Origin of the sequence: Flavobacterium hankyongi, assembly GCF_036840915.1 — a bacterium.
GTDB classification, from domain to species: domain Bacteria; phylum Bacteroidota; class Bacteroidia; order Flavobacteriales; family Flavobacteriaceae; genus Flavobacterium; species Flavobacterium hankyongi.
Genome location: NZ_CP085725.1, coordinates 1,875,061 through 1,894,501, shown reverse-complemented (window position 1 = coordinate 1,894,501; position 19,441 = coordinate 1,875,061). Strand labels below are relative to the sequence as shown.

General features: G+C 32.7%; 21 protein-coding genes and 4 tRNA genes. 24 read left to right on the top strand and 1 reads right to left on the bottom strand.

What is annotated here, in order from left to right:
• The first annotated feature begins 1 nt into the window (after position 1).
• The 10 genes from LJY17_RS08845 (at position 2) to LJY17_RS08800 (ending at position 11,435) form a co-directional block, all read left to right on the top strand.
• Complete coding sequence (locus LJY17_RS08845) at positions 2-1,543, top strand: SusD/RagB family nutrient-binding outer membrane lipoprotein (protein WP_264543469.1); 1,542 nt, start codon at positions 2-4, stop codon at positions 1,541-1,543.
• 24 nt (positions 1,544-1,567) lie between these two features.
• Positions 1,568-2,377 carry a hypothetical protein gene (locus tag LJY17_RS08840; RefSeq protein ID WP_264543468.1) on the top strand — a complete coding sequence of 270 codons (810 nt, stop codon included), beginning with the start codon at positions 1,568-1,570 and terminating at the stop codon, positions 2,375-2,377.
• A gap of 6 nt (positions 2,378-2,383) precedes the next feature.
• Positions 2,384-3,364, top strand: coding sequence for a hypothetical protein (locus LJY17_RS08835; RefSeq protein WP_264543467.1), 981 nt, complete (start codon positions 2,384-2,386; stop codon positions 3,362-3,364).
• A 96-nt stretch (positions 3,365-3,460) separates the two neighbouring features.
• On the top strand, positions 3,461-5,380 hold the full coding sequence (locus tag LJY17_RS08830) for a putative porin (RefSeq protein ID WP_264543466.1): 1,920 nt from the start codon (positions 3,461-3,463) through the stop codon (positions 5,378-5,380).
• Between the two features lie 136 nt (positions 5,381-5,516).
• The gene (locus LJY17_RS08825; RefSeq protein ID WP_264543465.1) at positions 5,517-6,878 is read left to right on the top strand and encodes a pyridoxal-phosphate dependent enzyme; all 1,362 of its coding nucleotides are present in this window, start codon (positions 5,517-5,519) and stop codon (positions 6,876-6,878) included.
• Positions 6,879-6,953: 75 nt separating this feature from the next.
• Positions 6,954-8,222: a DUF2851 family protein gene (locus LJY17_RS08820; RefSeq protein ID WP_264543464.1), complete on the top strand. Its 1,269-nt coding sequence runs from the start codon at positions 6,954-6,956 to the stop codon at positions 8,220-8,222.
• 38 nt (positions 8,223-8,260) lie between these two features.
• Entirely contained in the window at positions 8,261-8,488 is a 228-nt protein-coding gene (locus LJY17_RS08815) for a PspC domain-containing protein (RefSeq protein ID WP_264543463.1), read from the top strand.
• A 5-nt stretch (positions 8,489-8,493) separates the two neighbouring features.
• Positions 8,494-9,387 (top strand): ComEA family DNA-binding protein, encoded by an 894-nt coding sequence (locus LJY17_RS08810; protein WP_264543462.1) that lies wholly within the window; start codon positions 8,494-8,496, stop codon positions 9,385-9,387.
• A 29-nt stretch (positions 9,388-9,416) separates the two neighbouring features.
• Positions 9,417-10,589, top strand: a complete 1,173-nt coding sequence (locus LJY17_RS08805) for an acyl-CoA dehydrogenase family protein (RefSeq protein WP_264543461.1) — start codon at positions 9,417-9,419, stop codon at positions 10,587-10,589.
• Between the two features lie 201 nt (positions 10,590-10,790).
• Complete coding sequence (locus LJY17_RS08800) at positions 10,791-11,435, top strand: hypothetical protein (protein ID WP_264543460.1); 645 nt, start codon at positions 10,791-10,793, stop codon at positions 11,433-11,435.
• Positions 11,436-11,726: 291 nt separating this feature from the next.
• On the opposite strand, the gene LJY17_RS08795 is transcribed toward LJY17_RS08800, so the two are convergent.
• On the bottom strand, positions 11,727-12,395 hold the full coding sequence (locus LJY17_RS08795; protein WP_264543459.1) for an FAD-binding oxidoreductase: 669 nt from the start codon (positions 12,393-12,395) through the stop codon (positions 11,727-11,729).
• Between the two features lie 133 nt (positions 12,396-12,528).
• Here LJY17_RS08795 and LJY17_RS08790 point away from each other — a divergent pair, with 133 nt between their 5' ends.
• The 14 genes from LJY17_RS08790 (at position 12,529) to rplJ (ending at position 19,438) form a co-directional block, all read left to right on the top strand.
• Positions 12,529-13,449 (top strand): hypothetical protein, encoded by a 921-nt coding sequence (locus tag LJY17_RS08790; protein ID WP_264543458.1) that lies wholly within the window; start codon positions 12,529-12,531, stop codon positions 13,447-13,449.
• Between the two features lie 62 nt (positions 13,450-13,511).
• Entirely contained in the window at positions 13,512-13,706 is a 195-nt protein-coding gene (rpsU, locus tag LJY17_RS08785) for a 30S ribosomal protein S21 (protein ID WP_264543457.1), read from the top strand.
• Between the two features lie 71 nt (positions 13,707-13,777).
• Positions 13,778-14,674: a tyrosine-type recombinase/integrase gene (locus LJY17_RS08780; protein ID WP_264543456.1), complete on the top strand. Its 897-nt coding sequence runs from the start codon at positions 13,778-13,780 to the stop codon at positions 14,672-14,674.
• Positions 14,675-14,709: 35 nt separating this feature from the next.
• On the top strand, positions 14,710-15,012 hold the full coding sequence (gene hpf, locus LJY17_RS08775) for a ribosome hibernation-promoting factor, HPF/YfiA family (RefSeq protein ID WP_264543455.1): 303 nt from the start codon (positions 14,710-14,712) through the stop codon (positions 15,010-15,012).
• Positions 15,013-15,100: 88 nt separating this feature from the next.
• A tRNA-Thr gene (locus LJY17_RS08770) sits at positions 15,101-15,174 on the top strand.
• Positions 15,175-15,238: 64 nt separating this feature from the next.
• A tRNA-Tyr gene (locus LJY17_RS08765) sits at positions 15,239-15,319 on the top strand.
• A 177-nt stretch (positions 15,320-15,496) separates the two neighbouring features.
• Positions 15,497-15,568, top strand: a tRNA-Thr gene (locus tag LJY17_RS08760).
• 55 nt (positions 15,569-15,623) lie between these two features.
• The gene (gene tuf, locus LJY17_RS08755) at positions 15,624-16,811 is read left to right on the top strand and encodes an elongation factor Tu (RefSeq protein WP_264543454.1); all 1,188 of its coding nucleotides are present in this window, start codon (positions 15,624-15,626) and stop codon (positions 16,809-16,811) included.
• A 57-nt stretch (positions 16,812-16,868) separates the two neighbouring features.
• Positions 16,869-16,939 (top strand) — tRNA-Trp (locus LJY17_RS08750).
• Positions 16,940-16,954: 15 nt separating this feature from the next.
• Positions 16,955-17,152, top strand: a complete 198-nt coding sequence (gene secE, locus LJY17_RS08745; RefSeq protein WP_264543453.1) for a preprotein translocase subunit SecE — start codon at positions 16,955-16,957, stop codon at positions 17,150-17,152.
• 9 nt (positions 17,153-17,161) lie between these two features.
• A complete protein-coding gene (gene nusG, locus LJY17_RS08740) occupies positions 17,162-17,713 on the top strand; it encodes a transcription termination/antitermination protein NusG (RefSeq protein ID WP_073309954.1) in 552 nt (183 codons plus the stop codon).
• Between the two features lie 65 nt (positions 17,714-17,778).
• Positions 17,779-18,219, top strand: a complete 441-nt coding sequence (gene rplK / locus LJY17_RS08735; protein ID WP_264543452.1) for a 50S ribosomal protein L11 — start codon at positions 17,779-17,781, stop codon at positions 18,217-18,219.
• A 6-nt stretch (positions 18,220-18,225) separates the two neighbouring features.
• The gene (rplA, locus tag LJY17_RS08730; protein ID WP_073309950.1) at positions 18,226-18,915 is read left to right on the top strand and encodes a 50S ribosomal protein L1; all 690 of its coding nucleotides are present in this window, start codon (positions 18,226-18,228) and stop codon (positions 18,913-18,915) included.
• Positions 18,916-18,937: 22 nt separating this feature from the next.
• Positions 18,938-19,438 carry a 50S ribosomal protein L10 gene (gene rplJ / locus LJY17_RS08725; RefSeq protein WP_264543451.1) on the top strand — a complete coding sequence of 167 codons (501 nt, stop codon included), beginning with the start codon at positions 18,938-18,940 and terminating at the stop codon, positions 19,436-19,438.
• Positions 19,439-19,441: the final 3 nt, after the last annotated feature.

Genomic DNA, 19,441 nt, shown 5'->3' with positions numbered 1-19,441 from the left:
GATGAAAAATAAATTTTTTAAAATGATGGCTGTGGTGGCAATTTTTACCACAGTTTCATGTGAGAGTTGGTTAGATGTGAACGACAGTCCTAACAGTGTTGTTAGTGAAAAAGTTCCACCAAAATTATTATTAGCAGCAGCTCAAGCTCAAACATATAAGGCTATAAGTGGAGATACTGAAAATAGTTCTGTTGATATTTCTACTTCAAATATGAACCAGTTAGGTAATATTTGGATGGGAACTTGGGCTGGTAACTCAAATAATACAACAGGAGCTAATGCAAATGAATATGGTGTTATTTTAAATGCTACTTTCTATAACAACATTTGGGATTATACTTACATGAATATTGCTAACTTACATAATATAGCAACATATAATAGTAATGATTGGGACAATCATAAAGCAATCGCTATGATTCTTAAGAGTTACTACATGCAGTATATTGTTGACTTGTATGGTGACTGTCCTTATTCTGAAGCTTTTTTAGGAACAGGGAATGCTTATCCAAAATATGATGATGATAAAGCAATTTACAGAGCTTTGGTAGATCAAATTGATGCTGCCATTGCCATGATCGATCCTAATGATAATCCAGTTCTAGATGAGGATATCATGTTTAAGGGTGATATGACTCAATGGAAAAAATTTGGATATACTGTTAAGTTAAGATTGTTAATGAGACAATCAGGTTTAACGGATGCAGATACTCAAAATTATATAGATGATGAGTTAGATCAAATGGAAGCTGATGGTGCTACTTTTTTAACTACTGACGCTACTTTAAACCCTGGATATGATAACAGTGTTCAAGATCACCAGAATCCTTTCTACGCATCATACGGTTATAATATCGCCGGTTCTGCAACTACTTTAAGAAGTTATGTTACTGCTACTAAATTTGCTGCAGACGCTTTAAATGGAGCAGTTACTGGTGTTGTTGATCCAAGAAGAAACAGATTGTTTACATTGTCTGGAGGTCAAGTTGTAGGTATCGTTCAAGGAGAAGATGCTGCATCAGCACCAGATAATCCATCTTTTATAGGTCCTGCAATCGTTCCTACTAATACTGTAGTTGGATCAGCATTAGATAGCTATGTTATTACATTAAGTGAGACTAAATTCTTATTGGCTGAAGCTGCTTATAGATTTCCAGCTCACGCTGCTTTATTCCCTGATGGTGCTCAAACTTATTTTGAAGCTGGTATTACCGCTTCTTTCGATAGATTGGGTGCTGGTTCATCAGCTGGTTACATTGGTGCTATTGATAGTGTTGCTGGGTATGGATGGACTGGAAGTTCTGATAAAGTTCAAGCTATCATGACTCAAAAATGGATTGCTTTAATGCACGTAAATGGTATTGAAAGTTGGATTGATAGAGTACGTACAGGTTTCCCTTCAGTTCCACTACCTTTAACAAATACTACTGGTTTGCCAAAACGTTTAATGTATCCAACTTCTGAATATACGTCTAATTCTGCAAACGTACCTGCTCAAACTGCGGCTAATTGTTTCGCAACAGGACCATTCTGGAAGTCGTAATTTTAACCTTTTAAATTGAAAATTATGAAAAAAATTGTATTATTATTCTTATCAGCACTTGCCTTTGTTGCATGTGATGAAGGGGATTTATTAGAAAATGATAGAGTAGCAGAAGGGCCGAAAATTGTTGGTTTTCAGTCTACACTACAGAATGTTTCTTACTTTGTTGATGAAGGAACTGTTGAGCGCAGTTTTCCTGTGAAATTAGTAGGATATGGGGATGGACAATTGCCAACATCGGATATCAATTTAGAGTATGAGGTTGATCTTGTGAACTCGACTGCTACTGAGGGTACAGAATTTGATTTCCCTTCTAGCAAAACAGTAACTATTCCTGCAGGATCAGATTTTGGTAACTTGAATTTAGACGTTCATACGGGTCAATTAAATCCAACTCAAAAAACTCAATTAATACTTAAGTTAAAACCTGCTTCAGGTGTTGCAGTGAGTGAGAGCCAAAAAACAATTACAATTGTATTTGTTGGGTGTAGTTCACAAATTTTAACTGGGAATTATACTTATACGAGTGTAGGAGGTACAAGTACTAGCTCTGGAACTACTCTTATGTCTGAAATTGAGCCGAATACTTTTTCAGTTGCTTCGGGTCTTTCTGCTGGTGGTACACCACTTTATATGCAGTTTACAGATATTTGTGGTGAGTTAACTCTTGTTGGTTGGGACTATAGCGCAACATACTTAATTGATTGTAGTTCTGTGACTTTTAATCCTACTACTAATAAAGTTATTTTTACAAATTTAGTGGTGCATAACGGATTAAGTGCTACTAGTCCTGCATTGTTTAATTTTGGAACTAGAACTTATACAAAAATATAATCTACTATGAAAAAAACAAATATATTAATGCTTGCTTTATTGGCATCTGCATCTACTTTTTTCTACTCTTGTGATGATGACCAATTAGAGGATAAAAGAAATCCTAAGCCAACATTATCTGTCGACAAAAAATCAGTACTAGCTACAGAAGGTGATGTAATTACTTTTACGGTTACTATTGACAAACCTTTGGCAAAAGATGTTGATTTTAAAATCGAACTAGAAAGTGGAAGTGGAAACTTCCGTGACTTTACTTGTTCAGGTGAAGAAACTACAATTGATGAAGGTGGTTTTGGACAAGGTAAAATTGGCTATAAATTAGTTTTGCCTGCTTTAGAAACATCTGCAACTTTTACAATAACTCCTAATAAAGATTTATTTGTTGAAGGTTCTGAAACTTTAAAGCTTAAGTTAAAATCTTCTGGAAACATGCTAGCGATGGTTTCTCCAGATTCAGAATTTATTGACATAGGAGTTAATGATTTTGTTAGCAACAATGTTGGAGTTGACCTTGTTTGGGGTAAAGTTACTAATTCGCATGGTACAATTTCTGATTTAGAATTTGAGGACGGTGATGGAAATAATGCATCAACACACGATACTGATTTTGATTTATTTATCTTAAACAGTGCAGGTACAGCAATCAACAACACTGGTGCAACTTCAGCTAATCCTGAGTTCACTCAGTTACTTGCTACTGCACCTAATGGGGTTTACTATGTTTATGCTGAATTGTATGACTTTGGTAGTACACCTCCTGTTAAGCCACTTTCTTATGATTTAACTTTCCAGATTTCTAAATATGGAACTTGGGCTACTACAGTTAAAGTTCCTACAACATCTGATGAAAGTTTCGCAGATGTAGTAGCTGTAATTATAAAAACAGGTAACAACTATGTAGTTGAAGATATAGATGGTAATACTCTTGCTTCAGGTAAATACAAAAGTATAGTTGAGAATTTTAAAAAATCAAAAAGAAGTAAATAATCTTTTTAAATTTAGGCCCCGCTTTTTGCGGGGCTTTTTTTTTGTTTAATAGAAATAATAATTTCAAATGTGTATTTTTGCAATTCACTATTGTATATGAAATACTTTTTAATAACATTATTTCTTTTCGTATTTTCTATTAGTTATTCGCAAGATGATGAATTAGTAAAACAAGATTCTACAAAAAGAAAATCACTTCGTGAAGGGCCTAAGGAAGCTCCAAAGGCAAAATATGATCAGTACAAAATCATTTCCTTGTTAAAGGATACAGTCTTTGTCGATACCTCTTTAACAATAAAAAAAGAATACGCTTTTAATTATCTTAGAAGAGATAATTTTGGCTTATTACCTTTTGCCAATGATGGTCATACCTATAATGTTTTAGATTATGGACTTATTTCTTCTTCAAGTCCATTGCCTGGATTTGGTTTTAAAGGAAAACATTTTAATTATTTGGGTGTTAATGATATTAAATATTATTCGGTTGCAACTCCTCTAACTGAATTGTATTTCAAAACAGTTTTGGAACAAGGGCAAAGCTTAGATGCTTTTGTTACTCTAAATACTTCTCCTAATCTTAATTTTTCAATAGCCTATAAAGGATTACGTTCTTTAGGGAAGTACATTAATAATCTTTCTAGTAACGGTAATTTTAGATTTACAACTAGTTATTTCACTAAAAATAGGCGTTATGTTGCCAATTTGCATTATGCAGGGCAAGATTTAATGAACAAAGAAAATGATGGAATTGCAGACATAGATAATTTCGAATCTGGAAATTCTGAATTTACGGATCGTTCAAGATTAGAAGTGAATTTGGCAGATGCTTCAACAATGCTTAAAGGTAAAAGGTACTTTATTGATCATACTTTTAGAATCAATAAAAATGATAATACCAACAACATATTAATAGATCATCAGTTTAGTTACGAAACAAAATATTTTGAATTTAAAATGCCAACTAAAACTGAACGTTTTGGTACAAGTTATGTGAATTCAAATTATAATGATTTAACTAAGAATAATGTAATGTACAATAGGCTTGGTGGTACATTCAGTAATTCACTAGTTGGGAAGTTTAATTTCTTTGTTGAGAATTTCAAGTACAATTACTTTTATGATCGTTACGTGGTTACAGGAAGTCAAATATCAATTCCTAACACAAATAACAATAATCTAAATGCTGTAGGAGGAAAGTATTTTTATAATAAAAATAAAATTAATGGATATGTTTTGTTTTCTAAAGCTATTTCAAAACAGACATTTTCTACTTTAGATATTTCTTTGAAGTATAAATTCAATGAAAAGAATCATTTTTCAGCTCAATATTTGAATTTGAGTAAGGTTCCAGATATGAATTATACTTTGTATCAAAGCGACTTTGTTAATTACAACTGGAAAAATAGTTTCGACAACGAAAAAATAAACACTTTAAAAGTTGATGCTACAACACAATGGGGTTCTGCTCAAGCACAGATATCAACTTTGACTGATCATTTATATTTTAGTGATGATTCTAACACTTCAGGTGTAATTTTGCTTTCGCCAAAACAATATAATGGTACAATTGGTTACTTATCGATTAGAGTAGGAAAGGAATTTAAAGTGGGCAAATTTGCTTTAGACAACACAGTTTTGTATCAACAAGTAAGTCAAGATGATCCTATTTTAAATGTACCAAAAATTACAACTCGTAATAGTTTATATTATTCTGATTTTTTGTTTAAAAAAGCAATGTTTTTGCAAACAGGTTTTACATTCCAATATTTTACAGAATATTATGCAAACGCATACAATCCTTTAATTGCCGAATTTTATACACAAAATACAACTAAAATTGGGGATTATCCTCTCATTGATTTCTTTGTAAATGCACGCGTTCAGCAATGTCGTATTTTCTTAAAAGCTGAGCATTTTAATGCAAGCTTTACAGGACGTGATTATTATGCAGCACCAAACAATCCTTATAAGGATTTTGTTATTCGCTTTGGATTAGTGTGGAATTTCTTTCAATAATTATGGCGTGACCCTGCCTGTGGCACGGTCGGGCTGTTCGCAGTACATGGTACTTGCTGCCATCCCTCACGCAATCATCTAGATTTCAAAAATCAATTACATTTTTTTACCTTTGTAACAACAAAAAACAATTATAATGCAATACGCAAAAAACATATTAGAAACTATTGGAAACACTCCTTTAGTTAAGTTAAATAAAGTTACAGCTGAAGTTGATGCTTTAGTATTGGCTAAAGTTGAAACCTTTAACCCAGGTAATTCAGTAAAAGACAGAATGGCTGTAAAAATGATTGAAGACGCAGAAGCCGATGGAAGATTAAAACCAGGAGGAACCATTATCGAAGGGACATCTGGTAACACCGGAATGGGATTAGCGCTTGGTGCTATTGTAAAAGGGTACAAATTAATTTGTGTAATCTCTGATAAACAATCAAAAGAAAAATGTGATATTCTTAGAGCAGTAGGAGCTAAGGTTGTTGTTTGTCCTACAGACGTTGAACCAACAGATCCTCGTTCGTACTATTCAGTTTCAAAACGATTATCAGAAGAGACTCCAAACTCTTGGTATGTGAATCAGTACGATAATCCAAGTAATGCTATAGCGCATTACGAACAAACAGGTCCAGAAATCTGGGAGCAAACAGAAGGGAAAATTACGCACTTTGTAGTGGGTGTTGGTACTGGAGGAACTATTTCAGGTGTAGCGAAATATTTAAAAGAGAAAAATCCAAACATTAAAATATGGGGAATTGATACGTATGGTTCAGTATTCAAAAAATATCACGAAACTGGAATTTTTGACGAGAATGAAATTTATACCTATATCACAGAAGGTATTGGTGAAGATATTTTACCTAAAAACGTTGATTTCTCATTGATTGATGGATTCACTAAAGTAACTGATAAAGATGCTGCAGTTTATACTCGTAAAATTGCTTTAGAAGAAGGGATTTTTGTTGGAAACTCTGCAGGAGCTGCTGTAAAAGGTTTACTTCAATTGAAAGAACATTTTACAAAAGACGACGTGGTAGTGGTTTTATTCCACGATTCCGGAAGTCGTTACGTAGGAAAAATGTTCAATGACGATTGGATGCGTGAACGAGGATTTTTAGAAGAAGAAGTTACAAAAGCGGAAGATCTTATCAAAGAACATATCGATAAACCATTAGTAACTGTAAGAACAGAAGAGTTGGTATCTCATGCAATCGAAAGAATGCGTAAATATAAAATTTCACAAATTCCAGTTGTAGATGTAAATGGTTTTGTAGGTTCTGTTGATGAATCAGATTTGTTCCAAAGCTATATCACTGATAAAAATGTTGCTGACAAACCAATCAGAGAAGTTATGGGCAATCCATTTCCAGTGGTTTCTTTAGGAACAGCAGTAGAAGAAGTCTCTAAATTAATAAATAAAGACAATCAGGCTGTTTTAGTCGATTTAGGAAAAGGTAAGTTTCATATTATTACAAAACATGATATTATTAATTCGATAAAGTAAAGCTTTAAGATATTTAATTTTAAATCCTACAAAATTTTGTAGGATTTTTTTTATATTTACATTTCGTTATACGCCATGCAAGAAGAATTTTTACACCACATTTGGCAATTCCAAAGACTGGATATTTGCTCTCTCAGGACTACTCAAGGTGATGAACTTCAGATTGTAAAACCTGGTTCGTACTTAAAATCGAGTGGTCCTGATTTTTTTAATGCTCAACTCATTATTGGTAATCAAAAATGGGCAGGAAATATTGAGGTGCATACCAAATCTTCAGATTGGTATTTGCACAATCATCAAGAAGATGACAATTACAATAATGTTATCCTACATGTAGTTTGGGAAAATGATGTTGATGTTTTTAGAAAAGATAATTCAATAATCCCTGTTTTAGAGCTTTCACAGTTTATCTCAAAAGAATTATTGTTCAAGTATAGTAAGCTAAAGCAACAAAAATCATGGATTAGTTGTGAGAATGATATCCAAAACATTTCTGAGTTTGTTTTAAAGAACTGGCAAGAGAGATTGTATTTTGAACGATTAGAGAAAAAGTCAGAAGGAATCCAGCAAATGTTAGAGTTTGCTAAAAACGATTGGGAAGCTGTTTTCTTTTGTTTTCTAGCAAAAAATTTTGGATTGAATATAAATGGCGATGTGTTTTTTCAAATGGCAAAATCAATTCCTTTTGAAATCATTAGAAAAGAAGGTTTTAATTCAGAAAATTTGGAAGCTCTGTTTTATGGTTCGCTAAATATGCTGACTTCAAATCATGAAGACACTTATTGTAAAGATTTATATTTTCATTGGGAATACATAAAACAAAAGTATAATTTAGAAATAGCTATTCATAGACAAGTTGAATTTTTTAAACTCCGCCCTGATAATTTTCCTACCATAAGGTTGGCTCAGTTGGCTAGACTTTATTCTTTGTATCAAAACTTATTTTCAAAAGTAATAGAAGCTTCTACAATTGACGAATTGTATGGTCTGTTTGCTGTTTCGGTTAATAATTATTGGGAATATCATTATCAGTTTGATAAACTAAGTCCAAAGAAAAAAAAGACGCTTTCTAAATCTTTTATTGATCTTATAATAATAAACACAATTGTGCCATTTAAATTTTTATATGATAGAACTCTAGGTAAAGATACTTTTGAAGATTGTATTGAAATTATCGAAGAAATCAAACCAGAAAAAAATGTAGTAATCGAAAAGTTTAAAGCTGTTGGAGTAAAATCTGAAAATGCTTTTCAAACGCAGTCTTTACTGCATTTAAAGAAAGTGTATTGTAATTTAGGAAAATGTTTAAACTGCTCTATAGGAATTGAACTTTTGAAGAATTAGAAAATAATTGTAAGTTTACTTCATAAAAATCAAACAAAGTGTCATTTGTACTTAAACTGAAATATTTTTTTGAAAAGCAAGGGTTTCACATTGCATCTCGACTAGCTGATAGATTAGGAATGCGTGCCAATAGTGTCCGATTGTTTTTTATTTATATTTCTTTCGTTACAGCAGGTTTGTGGTTTGGAGTCTATCTTACATTGGGTTTTATTATTAAACTAAAGGATTTAGTGAGAACCAAAAGAACATCTGTATTCGATTTATAAATGATATGATTTTTAAAAAATTTCTACTTTTTAATAAAGAGCAACGTATTGGTTTAGCTCTTTTAGTTTTTATAATAGTTTTACTTCAAGCTTTTTATTTCTTTATCAGTTTTTCTTCAGTAAAAAATGAGGAAATTACTGAAGAAGAAAAACAATGGCTGGCAATGCAAGTCGAAATTGATTCTCTTAAAAATAATACTGATAAAGATGAAGGCTATAAAATGTATCCGTTTAACCCAAACTTTATAACCGATTTTAAAGGATATAAGTTAGGAATGAGCGTAGCTGAAATTGATCGGTTACTTCAATTTCGTAAAACTGGGAAATTTGTAAACTCCGCCGAAGATTTTCAACAAGTTACCAAAATTTCCGATTCATTATTGGCTAAAATTTCTCCCTATTTTAAATTTCCAGAATGGGTAAAAAATAAAAATAATGCCTATACGACCTATTCAAAACTCAATTATAAACCTTTTGAGAAAACGGTAAAAAAGACCGTTGTACAAGATATTAATATGGCCACAAAAGAAGATTTGATGAAAATTTTCGGAATTGGGGATGCTATTTCTGAGCGAATAATCAAAGAAAGAACTATATTGGGTGGTTTTGTTTCTATGGAACAATTGCAAGGTGTTTGGGGAGTTTCGCCAGAAGTGATTTATGAATTGAATAAAAATTTTAAAATAGGGACAGTGCCTGTCATTGCTAAAATTGACATCAATAACGCTTCCACTAAAGAATTGATGAAATTGCCTTATTTTAGATATCCCTTAGCTCGTGAAATTGTAACGTATCGCAGTATGAATGGCGGGATAAGATCAATTGAGGATTTAACAAAAATTAAGGGCTTTCCTGTTGAAAAAGTTAAAATTATTGCTCTATATTTGGACTTTAAATAAAAAACTAAAAAAGAGTACAATACAACCTTATGAATTCAATTTATTTTACTGAAGATCATCAATTATTTAGAGAGAGTTTTCGCGATTTTTTACAAAAAGAAGTAGCGCCTCACATTGAAAAATGGGAAAAAACAGGTCAGATAGAACGCTTCATTTGGAAGAAATTTGGAGAGATGGGCTTTTTTGGAGTAAATTATCCTGAAGCGTACGGAGGTTCAAATTTGGATTTATTTTATACGGTTATATTTTTAGAAGAATTACAAAAAGTAAAATCTTCTGGTTTTGCAGCTGCAATGTGGGCACATGCTTATTTAGCAATGACACATTTAAATGCAGAAGGTGATGAACGTATTAAACAAGAGTATTTAGCTACTAGTATTGCTGGTGAAAAAATTGGTGCTCTTTGTATAACAGAACCTTTTGGAGGTAGTGATGTGGCAGGAATGAGAACCACAGCTGAAAAGAAAGGTGATAAATACATCCTAAACGGTTCAAAAACTTTTATTACTAATGGTGTTTATGCGGACTACTATGTGGTTGCAGCGAAAACAAATCCAGAGTTGGGTAATAAAGGAATTACAATGTTTTTAGTTGATGCTAATTTAAAAGGTGTTTCAGCTACAAAACTGGATAAATTAGGCTGGAGAGCTTCAGATACTGCAGAGATTGCATTTGATAATGTTGAAATACCTGCTGAAAACTTAATGGGAGAGGAAGGAAAAGGTTTCCCTTATATAATGCAACATTTTGCATTAGAGCGATTGATTATGGCTATCAATGCACATGCTAGAGCTGAATATGCAATAGATTATACTCTTGAATATATGTCACAACGCGAGGCGTTCGGGACAAAAATTAATAAATTCCAAGCGTTACGTCACACTATGGTTGAGCATGCAACTGAGGTTGAGCACTGTAAAGTGTTTAACTATGCTGCTGTAGCAAGATTAAATGCAGGAGAATATGTGGTAAAAGAGGCTACTATGGCCAAATTAAAATCAACTAAAGTGGCAGACCAAGCCATTTATGATTGCTTACAAATGTTAGGAGGTTATGGTTACATGGAAGAATACCCATTGGCACGTTTGTTCCGTGATAGCCGTTTAGGCCCAATTGGTGGAGGAACTTCAGAAATTTTAAAAGAGATTTTATCTAAAATGATAATTGACAATAAAGATTATCAACCAGCAGTTAAGAAATAATAATTTTTTTTATAACACATAATTAGTTTAAAATTAACAAGTTAAAGCCAAGAAAAATCTTAGCTTTTTTGTTTTTACGGTTTTTCCGTAATAAAAGTTAAAATTTAAGTTTTTACGTATTAATTAGTTTTTTTTTTTGTTTTGCAATGATTTCAAAATGGCCATAAGAGATTAAAATAAATAATTTAAAAAATTAATAAAATGAGAAAAATTAATCCAGTTTATTTGGCATCTCTCTTTTTGGTATCTGCTATAATGTTTATTGCATGTGAGAAAGATGAAAATAGCAAAAATGAAAATAAATCTTTGAATGTTAGTAAAATTGGGGATAAACAAACTATTCAAAAATTGCAAAATTATATCGATGCAAAATCGATTGATAATAACGAAAATAAAGTATCAAATGATCAGTATGATTTTGAAAATGCTGAAATTGTATTAAATGAAGAAACTGGTTTAGGGCTGATTGTGGTAAAATCAATTTCTCCAGTATTAAGCGCAGATAGTGAGTCTCTTATGGTTGGTTTTGATGGGGATTTGATTTATGGAGAGCCGTTGCTATTAGAAATTAATAACGAAACTAATAGCTCTTTAGTTAAAGTTTTTGATATTGATAAAGAATTAATATCTACCTTTAGTTTTGATTATCTAAATAATAGTGTTGTTTCTACACCTAATACTGCTTACAGTAGAAATAAGCCGTGCGATCAAGCAACAATGGACTGTATATCAGATGCTTATTCAAATCATGGTTGGACTTCAGTAGGTCTTGGAATGGTTTCTGCGTTTATTCCAGAGACTTTTGGTGTCATGGCTATTGCATGTTACGATAGGGTTTGTAGGTAATTTATAAATAAAGAATCATGAAAAATTTATTGATATTTTATACTATTATTTTATTGCCTTTGCCAGTATTAGCTTGGTTAGCAATAAATGATTTAAGTTTGTACTTTGTCATAGGGGCAATTTTGTATATAATATATAGGAATTTTACAGATGGTTATAGATTGTATCTCTTAGGTTTAATTTCTAAGAATGATATACTTAAATTTAAGCCCATCTTTTTAAGAGCGAAATATTTTCCAAAATTATATTTTGGAAAATAAATAAAAAAGCCAGTTGTTAAACTGGCTTTTTTTATTCTTCAATTACTAAAGCATCAGAAGTTACACCAAGTTCAATTAAATGTCCAGTAATGCTCTTTACGAAATCTTTTGGTCCACATACATAAAAATGTTGCCCAAAATCGGCAATGTTTTCAATTAGAAAGTTACGGTCGATGCGTTTGCCAGTAAATCCAATTACGTGCTCTCTGGTATATACTTTCAAGTAATCGTTTTTTAATAGCTTTTTTAGTTCGGCATCCATGATAACATCGTCAGATGTTTTGTTTGTATAAATGAGCTTATTGCCGTAAAGTTTGTTTTGTTTGTACAAATCTCTAAAAATGGATAAAAAAGGAGTGATGCCAGTTCCTGCAGCTATAAAGATTCCGGGTTTTTTAAATTGAATTCCGCCAAAAGGTTCTTGAATAATTAATTCGGATCCTGCATTGGTTTTGCCAAGCATATTTGTAACTCCATTATGATCTCTATAAATTTTGATCATAAATTCTAAATAACGCTGTTCTCTTAAATTCGTAAATGTAAAAGGACGAGGTTTGTCTTTCCATTCGGGTAGATTAATGCAAACATTGGTGGCCTGTCCGGGGATAAAATCGTAGTTTTCTGGTTTTTCTACAATAAAACATTTTACATCATGAGTGATATAATAAGACTGAAGAATTTTTACAGTGTGGTCTGACATGATTCTTTTTTATGATTTGCTTATACAAATTTAGGTATTTATGTTGTATGAAATATTTTTCTTAATGTGCATTTTTTTCTGCAATAATGAGGTTGTGATTTCGTTAATAAGATAAATAGTAATAAAAAAACAAATGAAATTATTTAAATTGTCCATTTTGATTGTAGGATTTGTATTCATGCTACAATCTTGTAATAATGATTCTGATGTCGATGAAAACCAAAATGAGGTTACACCTTCATTTTCTAGTTACAAAACCATTTCTTCTTCTAACTATACTGATTCTAATAGTTCGTTGCATAATACCTATGAATCGGTTATGACTACTAATATTGTAAATAATAAATTGTCTTCTTCAATGAATGAGGTTTTTGTGAATGGAATAAGTCAAGGAATAACTACTTTCGATTATTTTACGTACAATAATGGATTGGTTATTTCCGATTCAGATGGAGTTAACTCTAAAGATTTTTTTTACAACGCCACAAATGACTTAATTGGTCTTAATTGGAATAGAGTCGGAAATGGAAGTGTTGATGTTATGCATTATAGATATGTGTATGTTTCAACTTCGATAGTTTACTTGGAGAGAATTGATTTGCCATATGATAACCCACAGGCTGTGATATTGAAAAGAAGTATTCTTAAATTTGATGAAAACGATAATGTTGTTGAAGCAGGTGTTGATTTTGATTTAAACGGACAAATGGATTCAGTTAATCAGTTTACATATTTGAATGGTAATATGGTAGCTATTCATAAAGGCAACGGACAGGTTTTAAACTTTCAATTCTCTAATGTTATTGATAATTTATTGTTTTTAAAAGACAATTCTTATGGAAAAAAAATGCATCGATTAATAAATGCAGAATGTTTTTCTGTCGTAGCTAATGATTCCTATTTTTCAAAAAATCTGTTGCAGCAAAATGTTAATGAGGAAGTTTATGAAGTTTTGTCCAATGGTTTTTATAAAAAGAAAACTAAGACAATCACTTTTTCTGATCCTGTTTATACAGCTAATAATACTACAACTACAGAATTCTTTTTTAATTAATTTTTTTAATTCATAATAAAGTTATAAGTTTGCACCCGTAAATGAGAGGAGGTGTCTAAATTATGTTAATTATACCAATTAAAGACGGAGAAAACATCGATAGAGCGTTAAAACGTTACAAAAGAAAATTCGATAAAACTGGAGTTGTAAGACAATTGCGTGCACGTCAGCAATTCACGAAGCCTTCTGTTACAAGAAGAGCGCAAATCCAAAAAGCTCAATATATCCAAGGATTAAGAGATAGTATCGAAAATTAATACGTTAATTTTCTGATAATATAAAATCGTTAGTTGTAGAAGTTTTGTACTTTTATACTAACGATTTTTTTATGCATTCAAATCAACAAAAATTCCTAGATTACCTACTGAAAGAGAAAAATTACTCAAAGCATACGGCACTTGCCTATGGAAACGACTTGAGTTATTTTGAAATATTCCTTAAAGAAAATTATGAGGAAGTTTCTTTAGAGGAAGTTTCGTATACTTTAATTCGTAGTTGGATTGTTTCTATGGTTGATGATGCCATTGAGAATGTTTCTATTAATAGAAAAATAGCTTCCCTAAAAGCATTCTATAAATTCTTACTAAAAACAAAGCAGATTGAATTAAATCCTTTGGCAAAGCACAAGGCTTTAAAAACGCCAAAAAAAATTCAGGTTCCTTTTTCCGAAGAAGAGTTGAACAAAGTGTTGTTCGAGATTAAGTATCAAGATGGTTTTGAAGGGGTTCGTGATAAGCTAATTATTGATTTGTTCTATACAACTGGTATTAGACGTTCGGAATTGATTGGTTTGCAGTTAAGTAATTTGGACTTATCGAATGCGACAATTAAGGTTTTAGGAAAAAGAAACAAGGAGCGTATAATTCCATTGCTTTCACTAATGATTGAGCAAGTTAAAGTGTATTTGGTTGAAAGAAAATCACTAAAACAAATCGTTGATAACAATTATTTATTTTTATTAAACAACGGAAATAAATTGAATGAAACGTTTGTTTATAGGTTAATAAATTGTTACTTTAGTAATGTCTCTGAAAAAGTAAAAAAAAGTCCGCACATGCTTCGACACACTTTTGCGACTCATATGCTTAATCATGGGGCAGATTTAAATTCAATTAAGGAATTGTTGGGACATTCAAGTCTTGCGTCAACCCAAGTTTATACACAGTCAAGTTTAACCGAGTTGAAAAACGTATATAGTAATGCGCATCCAAGAAGCCAAAAATAATTCTTTATAATTGTTTAACTTAAAATTTTAAAATTATGAAGGTAAATGTTCATGCAGTTAACTTTAATGTTGACAAAAAGTTAGTAGATTTCATAGATGTAAGAGTTAACAAATTAGAAAAATACTTTGATAAGATTGTTTCTTCAGATGTTTTTTTAAAAGTGGAAAGGACGAGTGACAAAGAAAATAAAATTGTAGAAGCAAAAATTATCGTTCCAGGGGATGAGTTTATCGTAAAAAAGCAATGTAAATCTTTTGAAGAAGGTGTCGAATTGGCTTCAGAAGCAATGGAAAGATTGTTATTAAAACGTAAAGAAAAGATTAGAGCTCATGTCTAAATAAAATTTTAAGCAAAAAAGTTTTGATTAATAAAAATAATACATACATTTGCAGTCCGTTAGAAATAGCGGACTTTTTTATTGAGTCGCCGGTGTAGCTCAGCTGGCTAGAGCAGCTGATTTGTAATCAGCAGGTCGTGGGTTCGAGTCCCTCCATCGGCTCAATTTTCTCGTTTTGAATTAGTTAAAATTTAAAATGAGTGTTTGAAATACTGTTTTAAGGTTGGGGGAGATACTCAAGCGGCCAACGAGGACGGACTGTAAATCCGTTGGGAAACCTTCGCAGGTTCGAATCCTGCTCTCCCCACTAAGTTTTTGAATTTTTTTTACAAAGTTTGCTTTAGTGAAAATTTAGATTCAAAAACTTTGAGTAAGGCTCTGCCTTACAGGGTTGACAAAGCTTGGCTAGTTAATCCTAAAAGAATTTAGAATGTGAATTTAGGCTTTTCTAAATTCTTGATTTCTAACTTCTGAACTCACAAAAGCCGGTGTAGCTCAGGGGTAGAGTGCTTCCTTGGTAAGGAAGAGGTCACGGGTTCAAATCCCGTCATTGGCTCAAGTATTGAATTTTTTGAACACTAATATATAACTAAGATTAAAAATTAAGTAAAATGGCAAAAGAAAGTTTTAACCGTTCGAAACCACACTTAAATATTGGTACTATCGGACACGTAGATCACGGAAAAACTACTTTGACTGCTGCTATCACTAAAGTATTATCTGATGCAGGTTACTGTCAAGCAAAATCGTTTGATCAAATCGATAACGCTCCTGAGGAGAAAGAAAGAGGTATTACAATTAATACATCTCACGTAGAGTATGAAACAGCTAACCGTCACTACGCTCACGTTGACTGTCCAGGTCACGCGGATTACGTTAAGAACATGGTTACTGGTGCTGCTCAGATGGATGGTGCTATCTTGGTAGTTGCTGCTACAGATGGTCCAATGCCACAAACTCGTGAGCACATCCTTTTAGGACGTCAGGTAGGTATTCCTCGTATCGTTGTATTCATGAATAAAGTGGATATGGTTGACGATGCTGAGTTATTAGAATTAGTAGAGATGGAAATCAGAGATTTATTATCTTTCTATGAATATGATGGAGATAATGGTCCTGTTGTTCAGGGTTCTGCTTTAGGAGGATTAAATAATGATCCAAACTGGGTTCCTAAAATCATCGAATTAATGGAGGCTGTTGATAACTGGATTGAAGAGCCAGTTCGTGACAACGAAAAACCATTCTTGATGCCGGTTGAGGACGTATTCACAATTACAGGTCGTGGTACAGTTGCTACAGGTCGTATCGAAACAGGTGTTGCTAATACTGGAGATCCAGTTGAAATCATCGGTATGGGTGCTGATAAATTAACTTCTACTATTACTGGGGTTGAGATGTTCCGTAAAATCTTAGATAGAGGTGAAGCTGGAGATAACGTAGGTTTGTTATTAAGAGGTATTGACAAAGCTGATATCCGTCGTGGTATGGTTATTTGTAAGCCAGGATCTGTTAAGCCACACGCTAAATTCAAAGCTGAGGTTTATATCTTGAAAAAAGAAGAAGGTGGACGTCATACTCCATTCCATAATAACTACCGTCCACAGTTCTACGTACGTACAACTGACGTAACAGGTACAATTTCTTTACCTGCGGGTGTAGAGATGGTAATGCCAGGTGATAACTTAACTATCGATGTTACTTTATTAAACCCAATTGCATTAAATGTAGGTTTACGTTTCGCTATCCGTGAAGGTGGTAGAACAGTTGGTGCTGGTCAGGTTACTGAAATTGTAGAATAATTTACAATAAATTATATAAATCCAGTGTTGTTGCACGATAACACTGGGTTTTAACAAACGGGCGTAGTTCAAGGGTAGAATAGCGGTCTCCAAAACCGTTGATGGGGGTTCGAATCCCTCCGCCCGTGCAAAAATAAAATAGGATGAATAAAGTTACTAATTATATATCAGAAGCTTTCGAAGAGTTAAAGTCAAATGTAACTTGGCCAGCATGGGAAGAAGTGCAAAAATTAACTATAATTGTTGCGATTTTTTCTGTGATTTTTGCATTAACAACCTGGGGTGTAGATACTCTTTTTGGAAAAGCAATTGCTGGATTTTTTAATTTGATTAAAGGATAATTTTTTGTCATGGCAGAAACTAGTGTGAAAAAGTGGTATGTTGTAAGAGCTGTTAGCGGACAAGAAAATAAAGTTAAAGCTTACATTGAGCAGGAGATTAATCGTGTTGGTATGGCTGATTATATTTCTCAGGTATTAGTGCCTACTGAAAAAGTGGTTACAGTGCGTGATGGAAAAAAAATTAGTAAAGACAAGGTGTACTTTCCTGGTTATGTAATGATTGAAGCTAATTTAACAGGTGAGATTCCTCACATCATCAAATCTATTACAGGGGTAATTGGATTTTTAGGTGAAGTGAAAGGAGGGGATCCTGTGCCTTTGCGTTTGTCTGAAGTGAATAGAATGCTAGGTAAAGTGGATGAATTAGCAGTTACTGTAGATCACGGTGCAATTCCATTTACATTAGGTGAAACAGTAAAAGTAACTGATGGTCCTTTCAATGGTTTCAATGGTACTGTTGAGAAGATTAATGAAGAAAAGCGTAAGCTTGAAGTAATGGTGAAAATTTTCGGAAGAAAAACTCCATTAGAATTAAGCTTTATGCAAGTTGAAAAAGTATAAATTTTTGTTACATAATAACTCACATCAATCGCTTCCAATTGATAGATGTGCTAAATTTTTAAACAATGGCTAAAGAAGTTAGTAAAGTAGTTAAACTACAAGTAAAGGGAGGTGCTGCGAACCCATCGCCACCGGTTGGACCTGCTTTGGGAGCTGCTGGGGTTAATATCATGGAGTTCTGTAAGCAATTCAATGCTAGAACACAAGATAAACCTGGCAAAGTATTACCAGTACAAATTACTGTGTATAAAGACAAATCGTTTGATTTTGTTGTTAAAACTCCACCTGCTGCTATTCAATTATTAGAAGCTGCAAAATTAAAATCAGGATCAGGAGAGCCTAATCGTAAAAAAGTTGCAAGTGTATCTTGGGACCAGATTAAGACTATTGCTGAAGATAAAATGCCTGACTTAAATGCGTTCACAATTGAAAAAGCAATGAGCATGATTGCTGGAACAGCTAGATCTATGGGTATAACTGTAACTGGAGATTCTCCTTTAAATTAAGAGAAAATGGCAAAATTGACAAAAAAGCAAAAAGTTGCAGCTTCAAAAATTGAGAAGAATAAATTATATTCTTTAAAAGATGCTTCTGCATTAATCAAAGAAGTTGCTTCTGCAAAATTTGATGAATCTGTTGATATCGCTGTTAAATTAGGAGTTGACCCTCGTAAAGCGAATCAAATGGTTAGAGGTGTGGTTTCATTACCGCACGGAACAGGTAAAGACATGAGAGTATTAGCATTAGTTACGCCAGATAAAGAGGCTGAGGCTAAAGCTGCTGGTGCTGATCACGTAGGTCTTGATGATTATTTACAAAAAATTAAAGACGGTTGGACAGATGTTGACGTTATCGTTACTATGCCTGCAGTTATGGGTAAATTAGGTCCATTAGGTCGTATTTTAGGACCTCGTGGTTTAATGCCAAACCCTAAAACTGGTACTGTTACTATGGAAATTGGTAAAGCAGTAGAGGAGGTAAAATCTGGAAAGATTGACTTTAAAGTTGATAAAACTGGTATCGTTCACGCTGGAATTGGTAGAATTTCTTTTGATGCTAACAAAATCCAAGAGAACGCGCACGAAATTATACAAACATTAATTAAATTAAAACCAACAGCTGCTAAAGGTACTTATATTAAGTCTATCCACTTATCTAGTACAATGAGTCCAGCAATTGCTTTAGATCCTAAAGCAGTATAATTGGTAGTTAAAAATTTTTGATATGACAAGAGAAGAAAAATCAATCGCTATTGGAGATTTAACTGCACAATTAGCTGGAGCTAATATCATCTACCTTGCTGATATTTCTGGTTTAAATGCAGATACTACTTCAAATTTAAGAAGAGCTTGTTTCAAGGCAGGTATCAAATTAGAAGTTGTTAAAAACACGTTGCTTGAAAAAGCAATGGAAGCTTCTGATAAAGAGTTTGGTGAATTACCAACTACTTTAAAAGGGAACACTTCAATTATGATTGCTGACATTGCAAATGCTCCTGCAAAAATTATTAAAGAATTCCGTAAAAAAGGTGAAAAACCTCTTTTTAAAGGTGCTTACATTAACGAAGAAATTTACATTGGAGACAATTTATTGGAATCGTTAGCGTCGCTTAAATCTAAAGAAGAAGTTATCGGAGAAATCATCGGATTACTTCAATCGCCAGCTCAACGTATTATTTCTGCATTATTAAACAATGCTGAAACCAAAGGTGAAGCTGCTGAATAAATT